Below are 16815 nucleotides of genomic sequence, written 5' to 3' on the forward strand. Positions count from 1 at the left end.
ATATGTGGCGACCTCATACCCATCTTGGTGGTCTTTCACCAAACGAATATGAGGTCGCCGCTTAATGGGGTGTCAACTTTTACTAGACCAGAACACCCTTAAAACTCCCTCCCAGACTCCCCCTTCAAAGGAGCAAAAGCAAAACCTGTCTTTCCGGCGGCTTTACTTCACACTCACATCAATATCGCCAAAGTATTTCTTCGAAAGCTCTTTCACCACGCCATCTTTTTGCACTTTAGCGATCGCCGTATCCAGCTTCTCTTTCAGCTGGGTATCGCCTTTGCGCAGGCCGAATGCGATACCGCTGCCGAGGATTTTGTCATCCCGCACGGCGTCGCCGACAAAGCCATAATCTTTACCGTCCGGACGCGACAGGAACCCGCTCTGACCGGCTGGCGCCAGTACTAAAGTGCCATCAAGGCGACCGGAGGACAGATCCAGATAAACCTGATTCTGATCCTGATAAGAGACGATATCTACGCCTTTCGGTGCCCAGTGTGCCTGCGCGTAGCTTTCCTGAATCGAACCCTGCAACACGCCGATATGTTTGCCTTTCAGCGACTCAACCGTTGGCAGCAGGCCGGAATCTTTCTTCGCAATCAGTTTGCTCGGTACGCGGTAAATCACGTTGGTGAAATCAATCGCCTGACGACGTTTTTCTGTCACGTTCATGGCTGAGTTGATCGCATCAAATTTACGCGCCTGCAATGCCGCAATCAGACCGTCGAATGAGGTATCAAACCATTCGCATTTCACGCTGGCGGCGGCGCAGACGGCGTTGCCCAGATCGATATCAAAACCTTGTAACTCACCGGTCGCGCTCTTGGATTCAAACGGCGGATATTGCGCTTCCAGACCAAATTTGAGTGTGGAACCGTCCGCCAGCGCGGAGAAAGAGGCCACGGCACAACCTAACAGCAATGCGATTTTTAACTTTTTCATTATTCACAATTCCCCAGCGTGATGTAGATAAATGCAAAGGCTCAGACGCGACACAGGCGGCGTGCGCCTTCGTACAACGTGTCGTTGTCTTTGGCGAAACTCAGGCGGATAAGCCCGGTGGGTTTGTTATTGCTATAAAAAGCCGAGAGCGGAATGGTGGCAATCTGATGATCGCGGATCAGGCTCAGCACAAATTCGTCGTCGGTCAGCGGGCTGAAATGACTAAAACGCGCCAGCATAAAGAAGCTGCCACGGCTTGGCAGTAATTCAAAGCGGGATTCACTGAGCGCTTCGGCCAGCAGGTCGCGCTTTTGCTGATAAAAATCCGCCAGACCTAAATAACTTTGCGGATCAGCCAGTGCTTCGGCGAAAGCCACCTGCATCGGCGTATCCGCGGAGAACATCATAAACTGATGCACTTTACGGATTTCACTCATCAGCTCTGCCGGTGCCAGGCAATAGCCCACGCGCCAGCCGGTGACGTGATAAGTTTTGCCGAACGACGACACAATCACACTGCGTTCTGCCAGTTGCGGATGGCAGGCCATGCTTTCGTGGCGCTCACCGTCGAACACTACGTGCTCATACACTTCGTCGGACAAAATCACGATATCTGTATTCTGGGTCAGCGCGGTCAGACGCTCGATATCAAAATCCGTAAAGATTGCTCCGGTCGGGTTGTGCGGACTGTTGATGATGATCATTCGCGTGCGGCTGTTGATGGCGCTGGCAACCTGATCCCAGTCGATGCTGAAATCGTCCATCGACAGGCCGATGGCCACCGGTTTCGCCCCCTGCAAACGGACAATCGGTGCGTAGCTGTCAAACGACGGTTCAAAATAAATGACCTCATCGCCCGGATGTACCAGCGCGCTGATGGCGGAATACAGGCCTTCGCTGGCGCTGGCAACCACGGTCACTTCACTGTCGGCGTCATATTTGCAGCCGTAAAGTGCTTCGGCTTTGGCAGAAAGCGCATGACGTAAGGCCGCCACGCCGCTCATCGGCGCGTACTGGTTATGACCTTCGCGCATGGCTTTAGCGACACTTTCAATCAGTGCGGGCTGACAGGAAAAGTTCGGCGCACCTTGCGATAAATTCAGGGCATTATGCTCGGCGCTGAGCTGGCCGATGACGGTAAAAATAGTGGTGCCGACGTCCGGTAATTTAGACTGCGGCGACATGGCGCTCTTCATAGCATTTCCCCAAAAAATACAGGCCGGGCGGCCATAAGAAGGTAAAACAGGGTTTGAATGATTAAGCAACAGTTCCCCTGTGCCGACAATGGAAAGTTTGTCATACTCGTTATGATCTGAAGTCATGGCTTAATGACGTTTATAACGAGGTAACAGTGAGCTTTTCGCCTGAACTGCCGTACCTGAATTTGCCTTCGCTCAACGTGCTGAAAACCTTCGCGGTTGTAGCGCAGACGCTAAATCTGACCCATGCCGCCTCGTTGTTGCATATCACGCAGGGCGCGGTCAGCCGCCAGATAACCGGGCTTGAGTCCACGCTGGGCTATCCGTTGTTTTTGCGTCAGGCCAGAGGGCTGACGCTGACCCCGCGCGGGGCGCAACTTTTACCGCCGGTACAACAGGCGCTGGCGCTGATGGGGGAAGCCCTGAAACGCGTCGGTTCGCACCCTGATACGCTGCGCATTAAATGCCCGACCTGTTCGATGCGCTGGCTGCTGCCGCGCGTTATCCAGCTGCAAAATGATCGCCCGGATATGCAGATTGAGCTGACGGCCTCCATCGCTCATGGCGTGGATTTCAGCAGTGAGCATTTTGATGCTGCCGTAGTCTTTGGCCGTCCGCCGGAATCACCGCGCCGGGCACATCATTTGTTTGATGAAGTGCTGACACCGGTCTGTGTGCCTGATTTTTTGCCGCGTCATAAAGGGCAAACTGCAGTGGCAGATCTTGAGGATAAAACACTGTTGCACCCGACGCGGGATCGTCGCGACTGGTTGTTATGGCTGCGGGAAGAGGGCGTTCAGGGGCTGCCTTCAGCCAAATCCCAGCATTTCGATACGCTGGATTTGGCCATTAATTCTGCGTTGCAGGGATACGGCGTGGCGATTGGCGATCTGACATTAATTGAGGACGATTTGCAGGCGGGGCGGATTGTCGCACCGTTCCCGCTGTGCGTGGCGAGCGGCGCATCTTATACGTTGCTGTATCCGGAAAATCCGACGCCTGCACTAAAAGTAGCGATTGATTTTCTCAATGAAGAAGCGCGGCTCAGCCGGGAAAAGCTGAGCGCGCTGTTATCGACGTCACACCGTTTAGTCAGCGCAAACTGATCAGTACATCGCAGCCAGCGCGCTGGCAATGGCGCTGGTCAGTTTGCTCAACTCTTCTGCCGAAATGATATACGGCGGCATCAGGTAAATCAGCTTGCCGAACGGACGGATCCACACGCCTTGCTCAACGAAGTGTTTCTGCAACTGCGCCATATTCACCGGCTGGCGCATCTCTACCACCCCAATTGCGCCCAGCACCCGCACGTCGGCGACGGCCGGATGTTCCGCCAGTGGCTGTAGTTCGGCTTTCAGTTGTTTTTCAATATTCAGAACCTGTGCCTGCCAGCGGTTTTCGGCTAACAACCGCAGGCTGGCATTGGCGACCGCGCAGGCCAGCGGATTGCCCATAAAGGTCGGGCCATGCATGAAACATCCCGCCTCGCCGTTACTGATCACCTCCGCCACATGACGGGTGGTTAAGGTAGCCGAAAGCGTCATATAGCCTCCGGTCAGCGCTTTGCCGAGACACAGAATATCCGGCGAAATCCCGGCGTGATCGCAGGCAAACAGCTTGCCGGTACGGCCAAACCCGGTGGCAATTTCATCGGCAATCAGCAGCACGCCGTATTCGTCGCATAACTTGCGCACACGTTTGAGATACAACGGATGGTAGATCCGCATTCCACCCGCGCCCTGAACCACCGGTTCCAGAATGACGGCGGCGATTTTGCTGTGGTTCTCATCGAGCATTCTGGCGAAGGGCGTGATATCCGTTTCATCCCATTCGCCGTCAAAGCGGCTTTGCGGCGCATCGGCAAACAGATGCTGCGGCAGATATCCCTGATACAAACTGTGCATCGAATTTTGCGGATCGCACACTGACATCGCGCCAAAGGTATCGCCGTGATAGCCGTTGCGCAGCGTCAGCAAGGTCTGGCGTTTTTCGCCGCGCGCCTGCCAGTATTGCATCGCCATTTTCAGCGCCACTTCGACGGCAACCGAACCCGAATCCGCCAGAAACACGCATTCCAGTCCGGCAGGCGTCATTTCCACCAGACGGCGCGACAGCGCAATCGCTGACGGATGCGTGATCCCGCCAAACATCACATGTGACATTTTGCCGATTTGTTCGACTGCGGCCTGATTGAGCTGCGGGTGATTGTATCCGTGGATCGCTGCCCACCAGGATGACATACCGTCAACCAGCTGACGTCCATCGGCGAGTTGCAACATCACGCCGGACGCGGATTCCACGGCATACGCGGGCAGCGGTTTGGTCATCGAAGTGTACGGATGCCAGATGTGGCGCTGATCGAATTCAATATCGGCGGGTGTCATAAATAAGTCCTGCGGGAGCTAAGTTGTAAACTAAAAAATAATTTTAACGTTGACGGTAAACCAAAACAAATTAAAAATGGTTTACTAATCATAAAACATTAACCCCAAAATCATTCTGGTTGCATTATTTGGAGATGTCGTCATGTCCCACTGGACGCTGGAAAAAACGCAGGCTCTGTTCGATAAGCCGTTCCTGGAGCTGATGTTCGAAGCTCAGCAAATTCACCGTCAGCATTTTGACCCGCGTCAGGTGCAGGTCAGCACCTTGCTGTCGATTAAAACCGGCGCCTGTCCGGAAGACTGTAAATACTGCCCACAGAGTTCCCGTTACAAAACGGGGCTGGAATCTGAACGTCTGATGCAGGTGGAACAGGTGCTGGAATCTGCCCGTCAGGCGAAAGCCGCCGGTTCGACCCGTTTCTGCATGGGCGCCGCGTGGAAAAATCCGCACGACCGTGACATGCCGTATCTCGAACAAATGGTGCAGGGCGTGAAGGAAATGGGCATGGAAACCTGCATGACGCTCGGCACGCTGAACACCACGCAGGCGCAGCGTCTGGCGCACGCTGGTCTGGATTTCTACAACCATAACCTCGATACCTCGCCGGAATTTTACGGCAGCATCATCACCACCCGCAGCTATCAGGAACGTCTGGATACGCTGGCGGAAGTGCGCGGTGCGGGCATTAAAGTCTGTTCCGGCGGAATTGTCGGGCTGGGCGAAACGGTCAAAGATCGCGCCGGTTTGCTGATGCAACTGGCGAACTTGCCGGTACCGCCGGAAAGCGTGCCGATCAACATGCTGGTGAAAGTCAAAGGCACGCCGCTGGCCAATAATGACGATGTGGATCCGTTCGATTTCATCCGCACCATCGCCGTGGCGCGCATCATGATGCCGCAATCTTACGTGCGTCTTTCCGCAGGTCGCGAGCAGATGAGCGAGCAGACGCAGGCGATGTGCTTTATGGCAGGTGCTAACTCGATTTTCTACGGCTGCAAACTGCTGACCACGCCGAATCCGGCGGAAGATAAAGACTTAATTCTGTTTGGCAAACTGGGGCTGAATCCTCAGTCATTCGAAACAGAAATGGGCGACAACCAGCAACAGGCCGCGCTGGCCGAACAACTGGTTCATGCTGATACCGATCAGTTCTACAACGCGGCGGTATAACCGGTGAGCTGGCAAACGCGGATTAACGAAGCTGTCGCGGCGCGTAAACAGGCGGCGGCATTTCGTGTGCGCCAGCCAAATGAGGGCGGCAGCGCGCGTTTTCTGACGCAGGGCGAGCGGCGTTATCTGAATTTTTCGGGCAATGATTATCTCGGCCTGAGTCAGGACCGCGATGTGATCGCCGCGTGGCAGCAGGGCGCGGTGAAATATGGCGTCGGCAGCGGCGGGTCCGGGCACGTCACCGGTTACAGTCAGGCGCATGCCGAGTTTGAGCAGCAACTGGCGGACTGGCAGGGTTATCCGCGTGCGTTGTTGTTTATCTCCGGTTTTGCCGCCAATCAGGCGATCCTTGCTGCGCTGATGCAGGCTGAGGATCGCGTGCTGGCCGACAAACTCAGTCATGCGTCTTTACTGGAAGCCGCGGCACATGCGCCTTCGCAATTACGGCGTTTTCATCACAATCAGCCGGATTCCCTGCATCGTCTGCTGGAAAAGCCGGTGAGCGGTGAAACGCTGGTGGTGACGGAAGGCGTATTCAGTATGGACGGTGACGCTGCGCCATTAGCTGAGCTGCATAATTTGTCGAAAACGCACGGCAGCTGGCTGATGGTGGATGATGCGCACGGCGTGGGCGTGACCGGCAAGGAAGGACGCGGAAGTTGCTGGCAGCAGGGCGTGCGGCCGGAGCTGCTGGTCGTCACATTCGGAAAAGCGTTCGGCTGCAGCGGGGCGGCAGTGCTGTGTGATGATGCGACTGCGGATTATCTTTTGCAGTTCGCCCGTCATCTGATTTACAGCACGGCGATGCCCGCCGCACAGGTGTGTGCGTTACAGGCTGCGCTGGCACGAGTCCGGCAGGGTGATGACTTGCGTGATAAACTGGCGGCCAATATTGCCCGTTTTCGCGCGGGTGCCGCTGGTTTACCTTATCAGCTGACCGGTTCACAGACCGCTATTCAGCCCGTTATTGTGGGTGAGAATCAGCCAGCGCTGGACTTGGCTTCGGCGTTGCGTGAACACGGGTTGTGGATCAGCGCCATCCGTCCGCCGACGGTGCCGCCGGGCAGTGCGCGGTTGCGTATTACCCTGACGGCGGCGCATGAGCCGGAAGATATCGATTTTTTGCTGGAGTCCCTTCATGGGTGCAGTCACTGAATTAGTGAACAAACAAGCGGTGGCCGACGCGTTCAGTCGCGCCGCCATCAGTTATGAAAACGCCGCACAATTGCAGCGTGATGTAGGCGAGGAATTACTGGCGCTGGCAGCGCCGTATCTTAAAGACGCCGGTAATCTGGTCGTCGATGCGGGCTGCGGCACAGGTTATTTCAGCCGTCACTGGAAGGCGCAGGGCAAAAAGGTTATTGCGCTGGATCTCTCAAGCGGCATGTTAGATCGTGCCCGTGAGCTGGATTCTGCCGATGAATACGTGCCGGGCGACATCGAACGTTTGCCGTTCGCCGACAATTCTGTCGACATTTGTTTCAGCAATCTGGCGGTGCAGTGGTGTAACGCGTTGCCGCGCGCGCTGGAAGAAATGCACCGCGTCACCCGCAACGGCGGGCTGGTGCTGTTTTCCACGCTGGCGGAAGGTTCGCTTAACGAACTGGCTGCCGCGTGGATGAAAGTCGATGGCCGCCGTCATGTGAACCAGTTTCTGACGCCGGACAAAATCGCTGAAGCCTGCGCACCGTATCGCCACGAAGTAACCTTCAGCGACCACGTGGCCGAATTCCCCGATGTGATGTCACTGATGCGCTCGCTGAAAGGCATCGGCGCGACGCATATCAAAAATGGCCGCCTCGGCGGTCTGGGCGGACGCGAACGTCTGCAATTGCTGGAAAAACACTACGTCCGGCGCGACGGCATCCTGCCCCTCAATTACCGGCTGGTCTACGGCATTTTGCAGGTCGAAGAACTGATCCCACGTTAACAAAGCTCCTCCCAGGTTTGAAACAGCCGCGGTCTGCTTCCTCCCCCTTCGCAGGGGGAGGAGCAAAACCTGATTTCAATGCGGGGAGGGAGCCAACCAACACCAGACGTTTATTAAAATAAATCATGAAACAAAAATACTTTATTACCGGCACCGACACTGAAGTCGGGAAAACCGTCGCGACCACCGCTTTTTTGCAGGCCGCCGCATGCGCCGGACACACAACAGCCGGATACAAACCGGTGGCATCTGGCAGTGAAATGACCGCCGAAGGGCCACGTAACAGTGATGCTCTGGCGTTGCAGGCTTACAGCACCGTGGGTCTGCGTTATGACGAAGTGAACCCGTGCACTTTTATCGAACCGACCTCACCGCACATCGTCAGCGAACTGGAAAAGCGTCCGGTTGACCCGCAGGTGTTATCCGCAGGTTTACGCCATCTGGAACCGCTGGCGGACTGGGTGATTGTGGAAGGCGCGGGCGGCTGGTATACGCCGCTGACCGCGGATTATACCTTTGCTGACTGGGTTATCGCCGAGCAGTTGCCGGTGGTGTTAGTGGTGGGAATGCGCCTCGGCTGCATTAACCACGCGGTGCTGACGGCGCAGGCCATCGCACAAAGCGGATTGCATCTGGCGGGCTGGATAGCCAACGACGTGCAGGAAACGGGGAAGCATCATCAGGCGTATATGGATACGCTCACGCGTATGCTGCCTGCGCCGCTGCTGGGCGAGATCCCGTACCTGAGCGCCGGACTGGACGTTAATCTGGGACAATATCTTGATCTTGACCGTCTCACGGCATGAAACGTCAGACCGTCAGATAGTTTTTGATTAACTGATCGTCGAGCTGTGCCAGCGTGCCCTGTGCGACATCGCGGCCGCCATCGACCAGACAGAACCGGTCGGCGACGCTGCGGATGAACGGCAGTTTGTGGCCGACCAGCAACAATGTCAGACCCAGATCCCGGTTCAGGCGGTGAATAATGTTGCCCATATTCGCCGCCATCGACGCGCTGGTGTGCTCGGTCGGTTCATCCAGTATCAGTAATTCGGGCTCCTGAACCAGCGCCCGGCTGATCGCCAGCTGTTGCTGCTGGCTTTCATCAAGCTCTCCCGCCTTACGCGTGCCCATCTCTTTTAACGCCGGAAACAGGTCATAGACTTCTTCAGGCACCCGACGCGTCTTATTCCGGCTCGCCATCATGGCGATTTGCAGGTTTTCATCGACACTCATCTGCGAAAAGATCTGCCGCCCCTGAGGCACATAACCGATACCCATCTGTGCGCGGCTTTCCACTGGCAGATTCAGCAGACTTTGCGGCTCTTCATCACGCGATTGCCAGGAAATGGCGCCGCTTTTCACCGGAAGATGGCCCATGATGCAATTGACCAGCGTCGTTTTGCCCACGCCATTTCGCCCGATCAGGCAGGTGCATTGCCCGCGGTACAGTTCGAGATTGATGTCCCAAAGAATATGTTTTTGCCCATAGTACTGATTAACGGATTTTACACTTAACATCAGGCATACCTCCCTCATGGAGCTTTTCACCGGACTGCATTTTGACGGCCACTGTCATGTTTCTGACATTTATGTTCCGCTGTATGTGCGTTCTACAGGGGAATCCTTCACGAAATCTCTTCAAAGAGTGAATTTGCAACTCTCAGGCCAAGTTTTATCAGGCAGTGATAAAAAGAGACGTTACGTGGCTGTTAACAGGCTTCGCACGAATGATTTAGGATTATTCAAGTGTATTGTCAGGATTTTGAGATTCGGCGTGAGCCCTTGTAAAAGAAAACTGCACTTTGGCAGTGCCGGTTTCACTGATTTTGGTGCAAGGTTTGCGCCGTTCGGAAGCTGGATAATCCTCATCAGATGCACTTTTGATTTTTGCAAGAAAGATCAGCCGGTAAATCCAGGGGAAATAGGCATAAATAAGGAGATAAAAAAGATAAAAAATAACTAAAAAAGAGCTCTCAGACGCTGACGAAGCAAAAACTGGTTTTTTACCAACTCCCGCCGCGCCTGGTGTGCTGAGACTTATCCACTATTCCTGTGGATAACCTTGTGCATGAGAGTAAGAAAAGTTGCTACAGCCGAGTCAGAATGCGGCCTCCGCTCAGTTTGCCCGTATTCGCAGCTTTTTGATGATACTGTTTTTAATCAATAAGTTAGATAAAAGCAATACAGGCGTAATTCGTTCGTCATCGTTGTGACAATTTTCGTCAAGCTGTTGTCAGAAAGGGAATAGAGATAAATATCGGGATAAAAATGTCAACTGATGGTGAGAATTTTCATTTGCCGTAACCTAAAAAAGTGCAGTGTCAGCAAGATGTTAAAAGAGGCGCTGATTTTATCGGTTGGAAGCTGGTTTTATATACAGTATTATGACGGCGGTAAAATTTGGGCTGGCAAAATTTGCGAAGTCTTTCATACTATTTTTCCCCGAACTGTTCACCGGTTCAGCCCGTACGGCCTTGTGCATTTTCATTTCAGTCAGGTAGCCCGTCATGAGTAAAGAGTTCAAACTGCATTCCGAATTTAAACCTTCAGGCGATCAGCCTGAGGCGATACGCCGCCTGGAAGAAGGGCTGGAGAACGGGCTGGCGCACCAGACGTTGCTCGGGGTGACCGGTTCAGGCAAAACTTTTACCGTGGCGAATGTGATTGCTGACCTGAACCGTCCGACGATGGTGCTCGCCCCGAACAAAACGCTCGCGGCGCAGCTTTATGGCGAGATGAAAGAGTTCTTTCCGGAGAACGCGGTTGAATATTTTGTCTCCTACTACGATTACTATCAGCCCGAGGCCTATGTCCCGAGCTCAGACACGTTTATTGAAAAAGACGCCTCAGTGAACGAACACATTGAGCAAATGCGTCTTTCCGCGACTAAAGCCCTGCTGGAACGCCGGGATGTCATCGTGGTAGCGTCAGTTTCTGCCATCTACGGTCTGGGTGATCCGGACTTGTATCTTAAGATGATGCTGCATCTGACCAAAGGGATGATTATCGATCAGCGAGCCATCTTGCGGCGTCTGGCGGAGCTGCAATATTCCCGTAACGATCAGGCTTTCCAGCGCAGTACTTTCCGCGTGCGCGGTGAAGTCATTGATGTGTTCCCGGCAGAATCTGACGATCTGGCGCTGCGCATCGAACTGTTCGATCAGGAAGTCGAACGTCTGTCGCTGTTTGATCCGCTGACCGGTCAGGTGCAGCACGAAGTGCCGCGTTTCACCATCTACCCGAAAACGCACTACGTGACCCCACGCGAACGTATCGTGCAGGCGATGGAAGAAATCAAAGTCGAACTGGCGGATCGCCGTAAAGTGCTGCTGGCCAATAACAAACTGCTGGAAGAACAGCGTATCAGTCAGCGCACCCAGTTTGATCTCGAAATGATGAACGAGCTGGGTTATTGCTCCGGTATCGAAAACTACTCGCGCTACCTTTCAGGGCGCGGGCCGGGCGAGGCACCTCCGACACTGTTCGACTATCTGCCTGCCGACGGTTTGCTGATTGTTGATGAATCCCACGTGACCATTCCGCAAATCGGCGGGATGTACAAAGGCGACCGCTCGCGTAAAGAAACGCTGGTTGAATACGGTTTCCGTCTGCCTTCCGCGCTGGATAACCGCCCGATGCGCTTTGAGGAATTCGAAGCGCTGGCGCCGCAAAGTATTTATGTTTCGGCCACGCCGGGTAAATACGAACTGGAGAAATCCGGTGATGATGTGGTCGATCAGGTGGTGCGTCCGACCGGTCTGCTGGATCCGATCATCGAAGTGCGTCCGGTGACCACCCAGGTGGACGACTTGCTGTCTGAAATCCGTAAACGTGTGGCGGTTAACGAGCGTGTGCTGGTCACTACGCTGACCAAGCGTATGGCGGAAGACCTGACCGAGTATCTGGAAGAACACGGCGAGAAAGTACGTTACCTGCACTCTGACATCGATACCGTCGAGCGTGTGGAGATCATCCGCGATTTGCGTCTGGGTGAATTCGATGTGCTGGTCGGCATCAACTTACTGCGAGAAGGGCTGGATATGCCGGAAGTGTCGCTGGTGGCCATTCTGGATGCCGACAAAGAAGGCTTCCTGCGTTCTGAGCGCTCGCTTATCCAGACCATTGGCCGTGCGGCGCGTAACCTCAACGGTAAAGCGATTCTCTACGGTGATAAAATTACCAACTCGATGGCCCGCGCCATTGAAGAAACCGAACGTCGCCGCGCCAGACAGGAAGCGTATAACCTCGAAAACGGCATCACGCCGATGGGGCTGAATAAGAAGATCTCCGACATCCTGCAACTCGGTCAGCCTAAGACCAAAAAGAACAAAGACAAACGCGATGCAGAAGCGGCGCAAACCTTCAAATCGCTCACGCCGAAAGCGCTGGAGCAACGCATCAAAGAGCTGGAAAGCAAGATGTATGCGCACGCGCAGAATCTGGAATTCGAAGAAGCAGCAAACACCCGCGACGAACTGCATGCCTTGCGCGAGCAGTTTATTGCGATTTCATAACGAGAAGGATGGTAGACTGCGCGGCTTAAAAATCATGACCCAGACATTTTAACGAAGAGCGAGCCAATGACTGACACACCACAAAATCCTGGCGCAGCGAAAGATCCGCTGCACGGCGTCACGCTGGAAAAACTGCTGACAACGCTGGTGGATAACTTTGGCTGGCCGGCGCTGGCCTCGCAGGTGAATATCAACTGCTTTAAAAGTGACCCGAGTGTGAAATCCAGCCTGAAATTCTTGCGCCGTACGCCGTGGGCGCGCAAGGAAGTGGAAACGCTGTATCTGGATTTCATTGAAGGTCATCTGCGCCCGGACATGACCCGCAGCAAGCGCCGCACACCGCTCTCAGCACAGGCTCCGCAAAAGCCAAAAGTCAGTACCGCCAAACCGGCTGCTGACAGCCCGTGGAATAACCATCCGCTGGTGAAAAAGTAATTTACGCGCATTTCATTCTGTTCATTTGAGGAGAAGGATCGTGTCAGAGCAACAGGTTCTTATCGTGATCGATATGCAAAACGGGGTGTTCGCCTCCCCGCGTTATGATCGCAGCGGACGGGCTGAGCGCATTAATCAGCTGATTGACCGGGCAGGGCGGGTTATTTTCATCCAGCACGCCGAAGGTGAAATGACCGAAGGCAGTGAATTCTGGCAAGTGTTACCTGAAATTCATCAGCCGGAAGGGGCAGTTTCTGTCACCAAAACCGCCTGTGATTCTTTCTATCGCACTACGCTCGAATCGGTATTGCAGGAACTGAACGCGACCCGTTTTACGGTCTGTGGTTGTGCAACGGATTATTGCGTTGATACCACCATCAAAGTTGCCGCCAGCAAAGGCTATGCCGTGACCGTCGCATCGGACGCGCATACCACCGGCGACCGCACGCATGTGACGGCGCAGCAACTGATCGGCCAGCATAATGAAGTGTGGCGTGAGTTATCCGTGCCGGGGAATCCGGTTACCGTGAAAACTACCGCTGAGATCCTGGCTGACTGGCAGTAAATTCAGTTTCCGGACGCAAAAAAGGCCGCATCGCGCGGCCTTTCCTGTTTCTGCTATTCAGTAAATCAGAGCATCTTTTGCAGCGCTTCTTCGATGGCCGCCCGCAACATATCGCGGTCATGGCGATAGGGCACATCACTGGCTTCAAGCGGGCTCTGAATAATCAGATGTTCAGCGGCGCTTCCGCCAACAGTCACTTTCGGACCGACAATCGCGGCATCCGCACGGCGGCCAATACGCGTTTCTATCATATCCAGTTTGTTATCCAGCGTCAGAGACGCCGCGGCGACGCTGAGTTCTTTCCCCAGATTGCCGATATACACAATGTGCGCACGGCTGCGACGCAGCGCTGTGGTGAGGTCATTCATCAGCAACAGCGGCATCAGGCTGGTGAAGAAACTGCCGGGACCAATCAGGATCAGATTAGCTTCTGCAATCGCCTGCAATGCTTCGCGCGTGGCCGGCACCTGAGGTTCAAGCCGCAGTTCTCGCGGGATCTGCGTCAGTTTATCGACATTCACTTCGCCGTGAACCGTTTCACCGTTGGCATCAATGGCGGCCAGATCGACCGGCTGTTCTGACATCGGGATCAATTCGGCATCCACTTTCAGCAGACTGCGCACCAGATTGATCGCTTCAAGCGGACGCACGGTCAGGTGATCGAGCGCGCGCAGCATCAGATTCCCCAGATTATGCCCGTCGAGTTCGCCCTGCCCGCTGAAGCGATATTCAAACATCGCGGAGGCCAGACTCGGTTCGGTAATCAGCTGATTCAGGCAATTGCGCATATCGCCCCAGGCAATGCCACCCACGGAACGACGTATGCGGCCGGTCGAACCGCCGTTATCCGTGGTGGTCACGATGCCGGTCAGACGCGGGCCGAGAGAGGAGAGGGAGGACATCACGCGGCCAAGCCCGTGACCTCCGCCTAACGCCACCACCCGGTCGAGGTCTGCTAATGTTCGGTTACGCATGGTTTTCCTTTCGATGGGGAGTGGCGATATAAATCAATTTTCTGCGGGGATTTTACCTAACTTTGCAACAAGATGTTATCACTTAAGGGCACGACATTTGCAGACTCAGCGTATTCAAAATCAAACGCTTTTAGCCTTGAAAATGCTGTCTTTTGTCGTGAAAAATCGTTATATATCAAAATGCATAACGAAAAACCATCTTGGCGATCCGGACTTTGCGGCGTTAGAATATGCCCCGTTACCCCCGTATTCATCATCGCTCCGCTATGGATCGGATGAATCAACTCCTAGCCCTGGTTCCTAAGTTGCCTTTCTGACGTCGTTCCCACAGAAACAATATGGAGCCCTGGCCGTGACGAAAGTCACCAGGGTGTATGGCAGAAATGCCCGCATCTCCCGTATCTGGAAAGGTGTTAAGGTGCTTCAACTTACTGATGCTTTTGCCCGCAAGTTTTATTACTTGCGGCTGTCGATCACAGACGTGTGCAATTTTCGTTGCACCTATTGTCTGCCGGACGGCTACAAGCCGCACGGACACAGCAATAAAAGTTTTCTCTCGCTCGATGAAATCCGTCGGGTCAGCCGCGCGTTCGCTCACTTAGGGACAGAAAAAGTGCGCCTGACCGGTGGAGAACCGTCGCTGCGCCGCGATTTCTGCGAGATCATTGCCGCAGTGCGCGAAAATCCTTCCATCAAAACCCTCGCGGTGACCACTAACGGTTATCGTATGGCGCGTGATATCGATAAATGGCGCGATGCCGGTCTGACCAACATCAACGTCAGCGTCGACAGTCTCGATGCCCGCCAGTTTCACGCCATCACCGGTCAGGATAAATTCCGCGATGTGATGGCCGGAATCGACGCGGCTTTTGACGCCGGTTTCAGCAAGGTGAAAGTTAACACCGTGCTGATGCGCGATGTGAATCACGCCAGCCTGAACACGTTCCTCGACTGGATCAAAACCCGTCCGATCCAACTGCGTTTCATCGAACTGATGGAAACCGGCGACGGCGGCGATCTGTTCCGCAAACATCACGTGTCGGGCGAAGTGCTTCGCGAACAGCTGGTGCGTCAGGGCTGGCAGTTGCAGGTTCGCTCCCGCAGCGACGGCCCCGCACAGGTCTTCAGCCATCCGGATTATCTCGGTGAAATCGGTCTGATCATGCCGTACGAAAAAGACTTCTGCGCCAGCTGTAACCGGCTGCGCGTGTCTGCCATCGGCAATCTGCATTTGTGTCTTTTCGGCGAGCAGGGCATCCCTCTGCGTGATTTATTAGCCAACGACATGCAGCAGGACGATCTGATGGACCGCATTCAGGGCGGCCTGAGCCGCAAAAAACAAACTCACTTCCTGCATGAAGGCAATACCGGAATTACCCAGAACCTGTCGTTTATCGGCGGCTGAGTCCGGCATTAATCGTTTAAGGAGCAAACTGATGAGCAAAGCCAGTAAAGAGTTTTTGCCTTTATCTGTGGCGATCATGACGGTTTCCGACCGCCGCACCGACGCTGAAGACACGTCCGGGCATTACCTGAAAGAGGCCGTGACCGAAAGCGGCCATCACGTCGTCGCACAGCAAATTGTCAAAGAAAACATTTACAGCATCCGCGCCGTGGTTTCTGCGTGGATTGCGGATGAAAAAATCCAGGCGATTCTGATCAACGGCGGTACCGGTTTTAACGCCGGCAACAATACGCCGGAAGCGTTGAAACCGCTGTTTGACCGCGAAATCGAAGGTTTTGGCGAGTTGTTCCGCATGGTGTCATTTGAAGATATCGGTACCTCGACCATTCAGTCGCGCGCCATTGGCGGCATCGCCAACCAGACGGTAATTTTCGCTATGCCCGGCTCGACCCGCGCCTGCCAGACCGCCTGGGACAACATCATTGAAGCGCAGCTCGACGCCCGTCAGGGACCATGCAATTTCACTCCACATTTGAAGAAATAAGTATGTCTGAACTCACTCACATTAATGCTTCCGGCGACGCGCACATGGTGGATGTCTCCGGTAAAGCCGAAACGGTTCGCGAAGCGCGAGCCGAAGCCTTTGTTGAAATGGCGGCCGGTACGCTGGCGATGATCATTAACGGCAACCACCACAAAGGTGATGTGTTTGCTACGGCGCGTATCGCCGGCATTCAGGCGGCGAAAAAGACCTGGGATTTAATCCCGCTGTGTCATCCGCTGTTGCTGACCAAAGTGGAAGTGAATCTCGACGCGCAGCCGGAACATAATCGCGTTCGCATCGAATCCCGCTGCCGTCTGAGTGGCAAAACCGGCGTGGAAATGGAAGCGCTGACGGCGGCTTCTGTGGCGGCGCTGACTATTTACGATATGTGTAAAGCGGTGCAGAAAGATATGGTGATCGGCCCGATCCGCCTGCTGGAAAAAACCGGCGGCAAATCCGGAGACTTTAAGGTGGAAGGTAAAGCGGAAGGTAAGGTGGAAGTATGATCGACGTTCTGTTCTTCGCGCAGGTACGCGAACTGACCGGCACCTCCAGCCTGCAACTTGCGGCAGAATTCCCGACGGTGGAAGAATTACGGACTTCGCTGACCGCACGCGGCGACCGCTGGGCACTGGCGCTGGAATCCGGAAAATTACTGGTGGCGGTTAACCAGACGCTGACCACGATGGCGCATCCGCTCACGGCAGGCGATGAAGTGGCCTTCTTCCCACCGGTCACCGGAGGCTGAG

18 protein-coding genes and 1 riboswitch are annotated in these 16815 nt (G+C 54.6%); of the genes, 13 read left to right on the plus strand and 5 right to left on the minus strand.

Annotated elements, in window-relative coordinates; all coding sequences use genetic code 11:
• Nucleotides 1-162: 162 nt before the first annotated feature.
• Entirely contained in the window at nucleotides 163-942 is a 780-nt protein-coding gene (locus EC840_RS00005; protein WP_112291422.1) for an ABC transporter substrate-binding protein, read from the minus strand.
• A 41-nt stretch (nucleotides 943-983) separates the two neighbouring features.
• Nucleotides 984-2138, minus strand: coding sequence for a methionine aminotransferase (locus EC840_RS00010; protein ID WP_132963719.1), 1155 nt, complete (start codon nucleotides 2136-2138; stop codon nucleotides 984-986).
• Between the two features lie 155 nt (nucleotides 2139-2293).
• On the opposite strand from EC840_RS00010, the gene EC840_RS00015 reads away from it, so the two are divergent.
• Nucleotides 2294-3247: a LysR substrate-binding domain-containing protein gene (locus tag EC840_RS00015; RefSeq protein WP_112291420.1), complete on the plus strand. Its 954-nt coding sequence runs from the start codon at nucleotides 2294-2296 to the stop codon at nucleotides 3245-3247.
• On the opposite strand, the gene bioA is transcribed toward EC840_RS00015, so the two are convergent.
• Nucleotides 3248-4525 carry an adenosylmethionine--8-amino-7-oxononanoate transaminase gene (gene bioA / locus EC840_RS00020; RefSeq protein ID WP_132963720.1) on the minus strand — a complete coding sequence of 426 codons (1278 nt, stop codon included), beginning with the start codon at nucleotides 4523-4525 and terminating at the stop codon, nucleotides 3248-3250.
• Between the two features lie 142 nt (nucleotides 4526-4667).
• Here bioA and bioB point away from each other — a divergent pair, with 142 nt between their 5' ends.
• The 4 genes from bioB to bioD all read left to right on the plus strand — a co-directional run bounded on the left by bioB (nucleotide 4668) and on the right by bioD (nucleotide 8432).
• Entirely contained in the window at nucleotides 4668-5696 is a 1029-nt protein-coding gene (gene bioB, locus EC840_RS00025; protein ID WP_132963721.1) for a biotin synthase BioB, read from the plus strand.
• A 3-nt stretch (nucleotides 5697-5699) separates the two neighbouring features.
• Complete coding sequence (bioF, locus tag EC840_RS00030; protein ID WP_132963722.1) at nucleotides 5700-6851, plus strand: 8-amino-7-oxononanoate synthase; 1152 nt, start codon at nucleotides 5700-5702, stop codon at nucleotides 6849-6851.
• Nucleotides 6835-7626: a malonyl-ACP O-methyltransferase BioC gene (gene bioC / locus EC840_RS00035; protein ID WP_113877902.1), complete on the plus strand. Its 792-nt coding sequence runs from the start codon at nucleotides 6835-6837 to the stop codon at nucleotides 7624-7626. The genes bioF and bioC overlap by 17 nt, the downstream gene beginning before the upstream one ends.
• A gap of 125 nt (nucleotides 7627-7751) precedes the next feature.
• A complete protein-coding gene (bioD, locus tag EC840_RS00040; protein ID WP_112291703.1) occupies nucleotides 7752-8432 on the plus strand; it encodes a dethiobiotin synthase in 681 nt (226 codons plus the stop codon).
• Between the two features lie 4 nt (nucleotides 8433-8436).
• Here bioD and EC840_RS00045 read toward each other — a convergent pair whose 3' ends face one another.
• Nucleotides 8437-9147 (minus strand): ATP-binding cassette domain-containing protein, encoded by a 711-nt coding sequence (locus EC840_RS00045; protein WP_113877901.1) that lies wholly within the window; start codon nucleotides 9145-9147, stop codon nucleotides 8437-8439.
• A 16-nt stretch (nucleotides 9148-9163) separates the two neighbouring features.
• On the opposite strand from EC840_RS00045, the gene EC840_RS00050 reads away from it, so the two are divergent.
• The 4 genes from EC840_RS00050 to EC840_RS00065 all read left to right on the plus strand — a co-directional run bounded on the left by EC840_RS00050 (nucleotide 9164) and on the right by EC840_RS00065 (nucleotide 13143).
• A complete protein-coding gene (locus EC840_RS00050) occupies nucleotides 9164-9592 on the plus strand; it encodes a hypothetical protein (RefSeq protein WP_113877900.1) in 429 nt (142 codons plus the stop codon).
• Between the two features lie 544 nt (nucleotides 9593-10136).
• Nucleotides 10137-12143, plus strand: a complete 2007-nt coding sequence (uvrB, locus tag EC840_RS00055) for an excinuclease ABC subunit UvrB (protein ID WP_129638409.1) — start codon at nucleotides 10137-10139, stop codon at nucleotides 12141-12143.
• A gap of 66 nt (nucleotides 12144-12209) precedes the next feature.
• Nucleotides 12210-12578, plus strand: a complete 369-nt coding sequence (locus EC840_RS00060; RefSeq protein WP_013576381.1) for a VF530 family protein — start codon at nucleotides 12210-12212, stop codon at nucleotides 12576-12578.
• A gap of 40 nt (nucleotides 12579-12618) precedes the next feature.
• On the plus strand, nucleotides 12619-13143 hold the full coding sequence (locus EC840_RS00065) for an isochorismatase family protein (RefSeq protein WP_113877897.1): 525 nt from the start codon (nucleotides 12619-12621) through the stop codon (nucleotides 13141-13143).
• Between the two features lie 65 nt (nucleotides 13144-13208).
• On the opposite strand, the gene yvcK is transcribed toward EC840_RS00065, so the two are convergent.
• Nucleotides 13209-14117: a uridine diphosphate-N-acetylglucosamine-binding protein YvcK gene (yvcK, locus tag EC840_RS00070; RefSeq protein WP_112291711.1), complete on the minus strand. Its 909-nt coding sequence runs from the start codon at nucleotides 14115-14117 to the stop codon at nucleotides 13209-13211.
• Between the two features lie 272 nt (nucleotides 14118-14389).
• A riboswitch (molybdenum cofactor riboswitch) is annotated at nucleotides 14390-14546 on the plus strand.
• On the opposite strand from yvcK, the gene moaA reads away from it, so the two are divergent.
• From moaA to moaD, 4 genes are all read left to right on the plus strand, one after another.
• Nucleotides 14536-15522: a GTP 3',8-cyclase MoaA gene (gene moaA, locus EC840_RS00075; RefSeq protein WP_112291713.1), complete on the plus strand. Its 987-nt coding sequence runs from the start codon at nucleotides 14536-14538 to the stop codon at nucleotides 15520-15522. It overlaps the preceding riboswitch by 11 nt.
• Nucleotides 15523-15553: 31 nt before the next feature.
• Entirely contained in the window at nucleotides 15554-16066 is a 513-nt protein-coding gene (gene moaB, locus EC840_RS00080; protein ID WP_112291715.1) for a molybdenum cofactor biosynthesis protein B, read from the plus strand.
• 2 nt (nucleotides 16067-16068) lie between these two features.
• Nucleotides 16069-16572 (plus strand): cyclic pyranopterin monophosphate synthase MoaC, encoded by a 504-nt coding sequence (moaC, locus tag EC840_RS00085; RefSeq protein WP_129638413.1) that lies wholly within the window; start codon nucleotides 16069-16071, stop codon nucleotides 16570-16572.
• Nucleotides 16569-16814 (plus strand): molybdopterin synthase sulfur carrier subunit, encoded by a 246-nt coding sequence (moaD, locus tag EC840_RS00090; RefSeq protein WP_132963723.1) that lies wholly within the window; start codon nucleotides 16569-16571, stop codon nucleotides 16812-16814. The genes moaC and moaD overlap by 4 nt, the downstream gene beginning before the upstream one ends.
• Nucleotide 16815 lies beyond the last annotated feature (1 nt).

It is taken from the genome of Rahnella sp. JUb53 (assembly GCF_004346065.1).
Lineage (GTDB): Bacteria > Pseudomonadota > Gammaproteobacteria > Enterobacterales > Enterobacteriaceae > Rahnella > Rahnella variigena.

Coding starts and splice junctions, on each gene's coding strand:
- bioB (WP_132963721.1), top strand. CDS start 4,668: ATGTCCCACTGGACGCTGGAAAAAACGCAGGCTCTGTTCGATAAGCCG.
- EC840_RS00010 (WP_132963719.1), bottom strand. CDS start 2,138: ATGAAGAGCGCCATGTCGCCGCAGTCTAAATTACCGGACGTCGGCACC.
- moaB (WP_112291715.1), top strand. CDS start 15,554: ATGAGCAAAGCCAGTAAAGAGTTTTTGCCTTTATCTGTGGCGATCATG.
- bioD (WP_112291703.1), top strand. CDS start 7,752: ATGAAACAAAAATACTTTATTACCGGCACCGACACTGAAGTCGGGAAA.
- moaC (WP_129638413.1), top strand. CDS start 16,069: ATGTCTGAACTCACTCACATTAATGCTTCCGGCGACGCGCACATGGTG.
- EC840_RS00005 (WP_112291422.1), bottom strand. CDS start 942: ATGAAAAAGTTAAAAATCGCATTGCTGTTAGGTTGTGCCGTGGCCTCT.
- EC840_RS00050 (WP_113877900.1), top strand. CDS start 9,164: ATGGAGCTTTTCACCGGACTGCATTTTGACGGCCACTGTCATGTTTCT.
- bioA (WP_132963720.1), bottom strand. CDS start 4,525: ATGACACCCGCCGATATTGAATTCGATCAGCGCCACATCTGGCATCCG.
- uvrB (WP_129638409.1), top strand. CDS start 10,137: ATGAGTAAAGAGTTCAAACTGCATTCCGAATTTAAACCTTCAGGCGAT.
- EC840_RS00060 (WP_013576381.1), top strand. CDS start 12,210: ATGACTGACACACCACAAAATCCTGGCGCAGCGAAAGATCCGCTGCAC.
- EC840_RS00045 (WP_113877901.1), bottom strand. CDS start 9,147: ATGTTAAGTGTAAAATCCGTTAATCAGTACTATGGGCAAAAACATATT.
- yvcK (WP_112291711.1), bottom strand. CDS start 14,117: ATGCGTAACCGAACATTAGCAGACCTCGACCGGGTGGTGGCGTTAGGC.
- moaD (WP_132963723.1), top strand. CDS start 16,569: ATGATCGACGTTCTGTTCTTCGCGCAGGTACGCGAACTGACCGGCACC.
- bioC (WP_113877902.1), top strand. CDS start 6,835: ATGGGTGCAGTCACTGAATTAGTGAACAAACAAGCGGTGGCCGACGCG.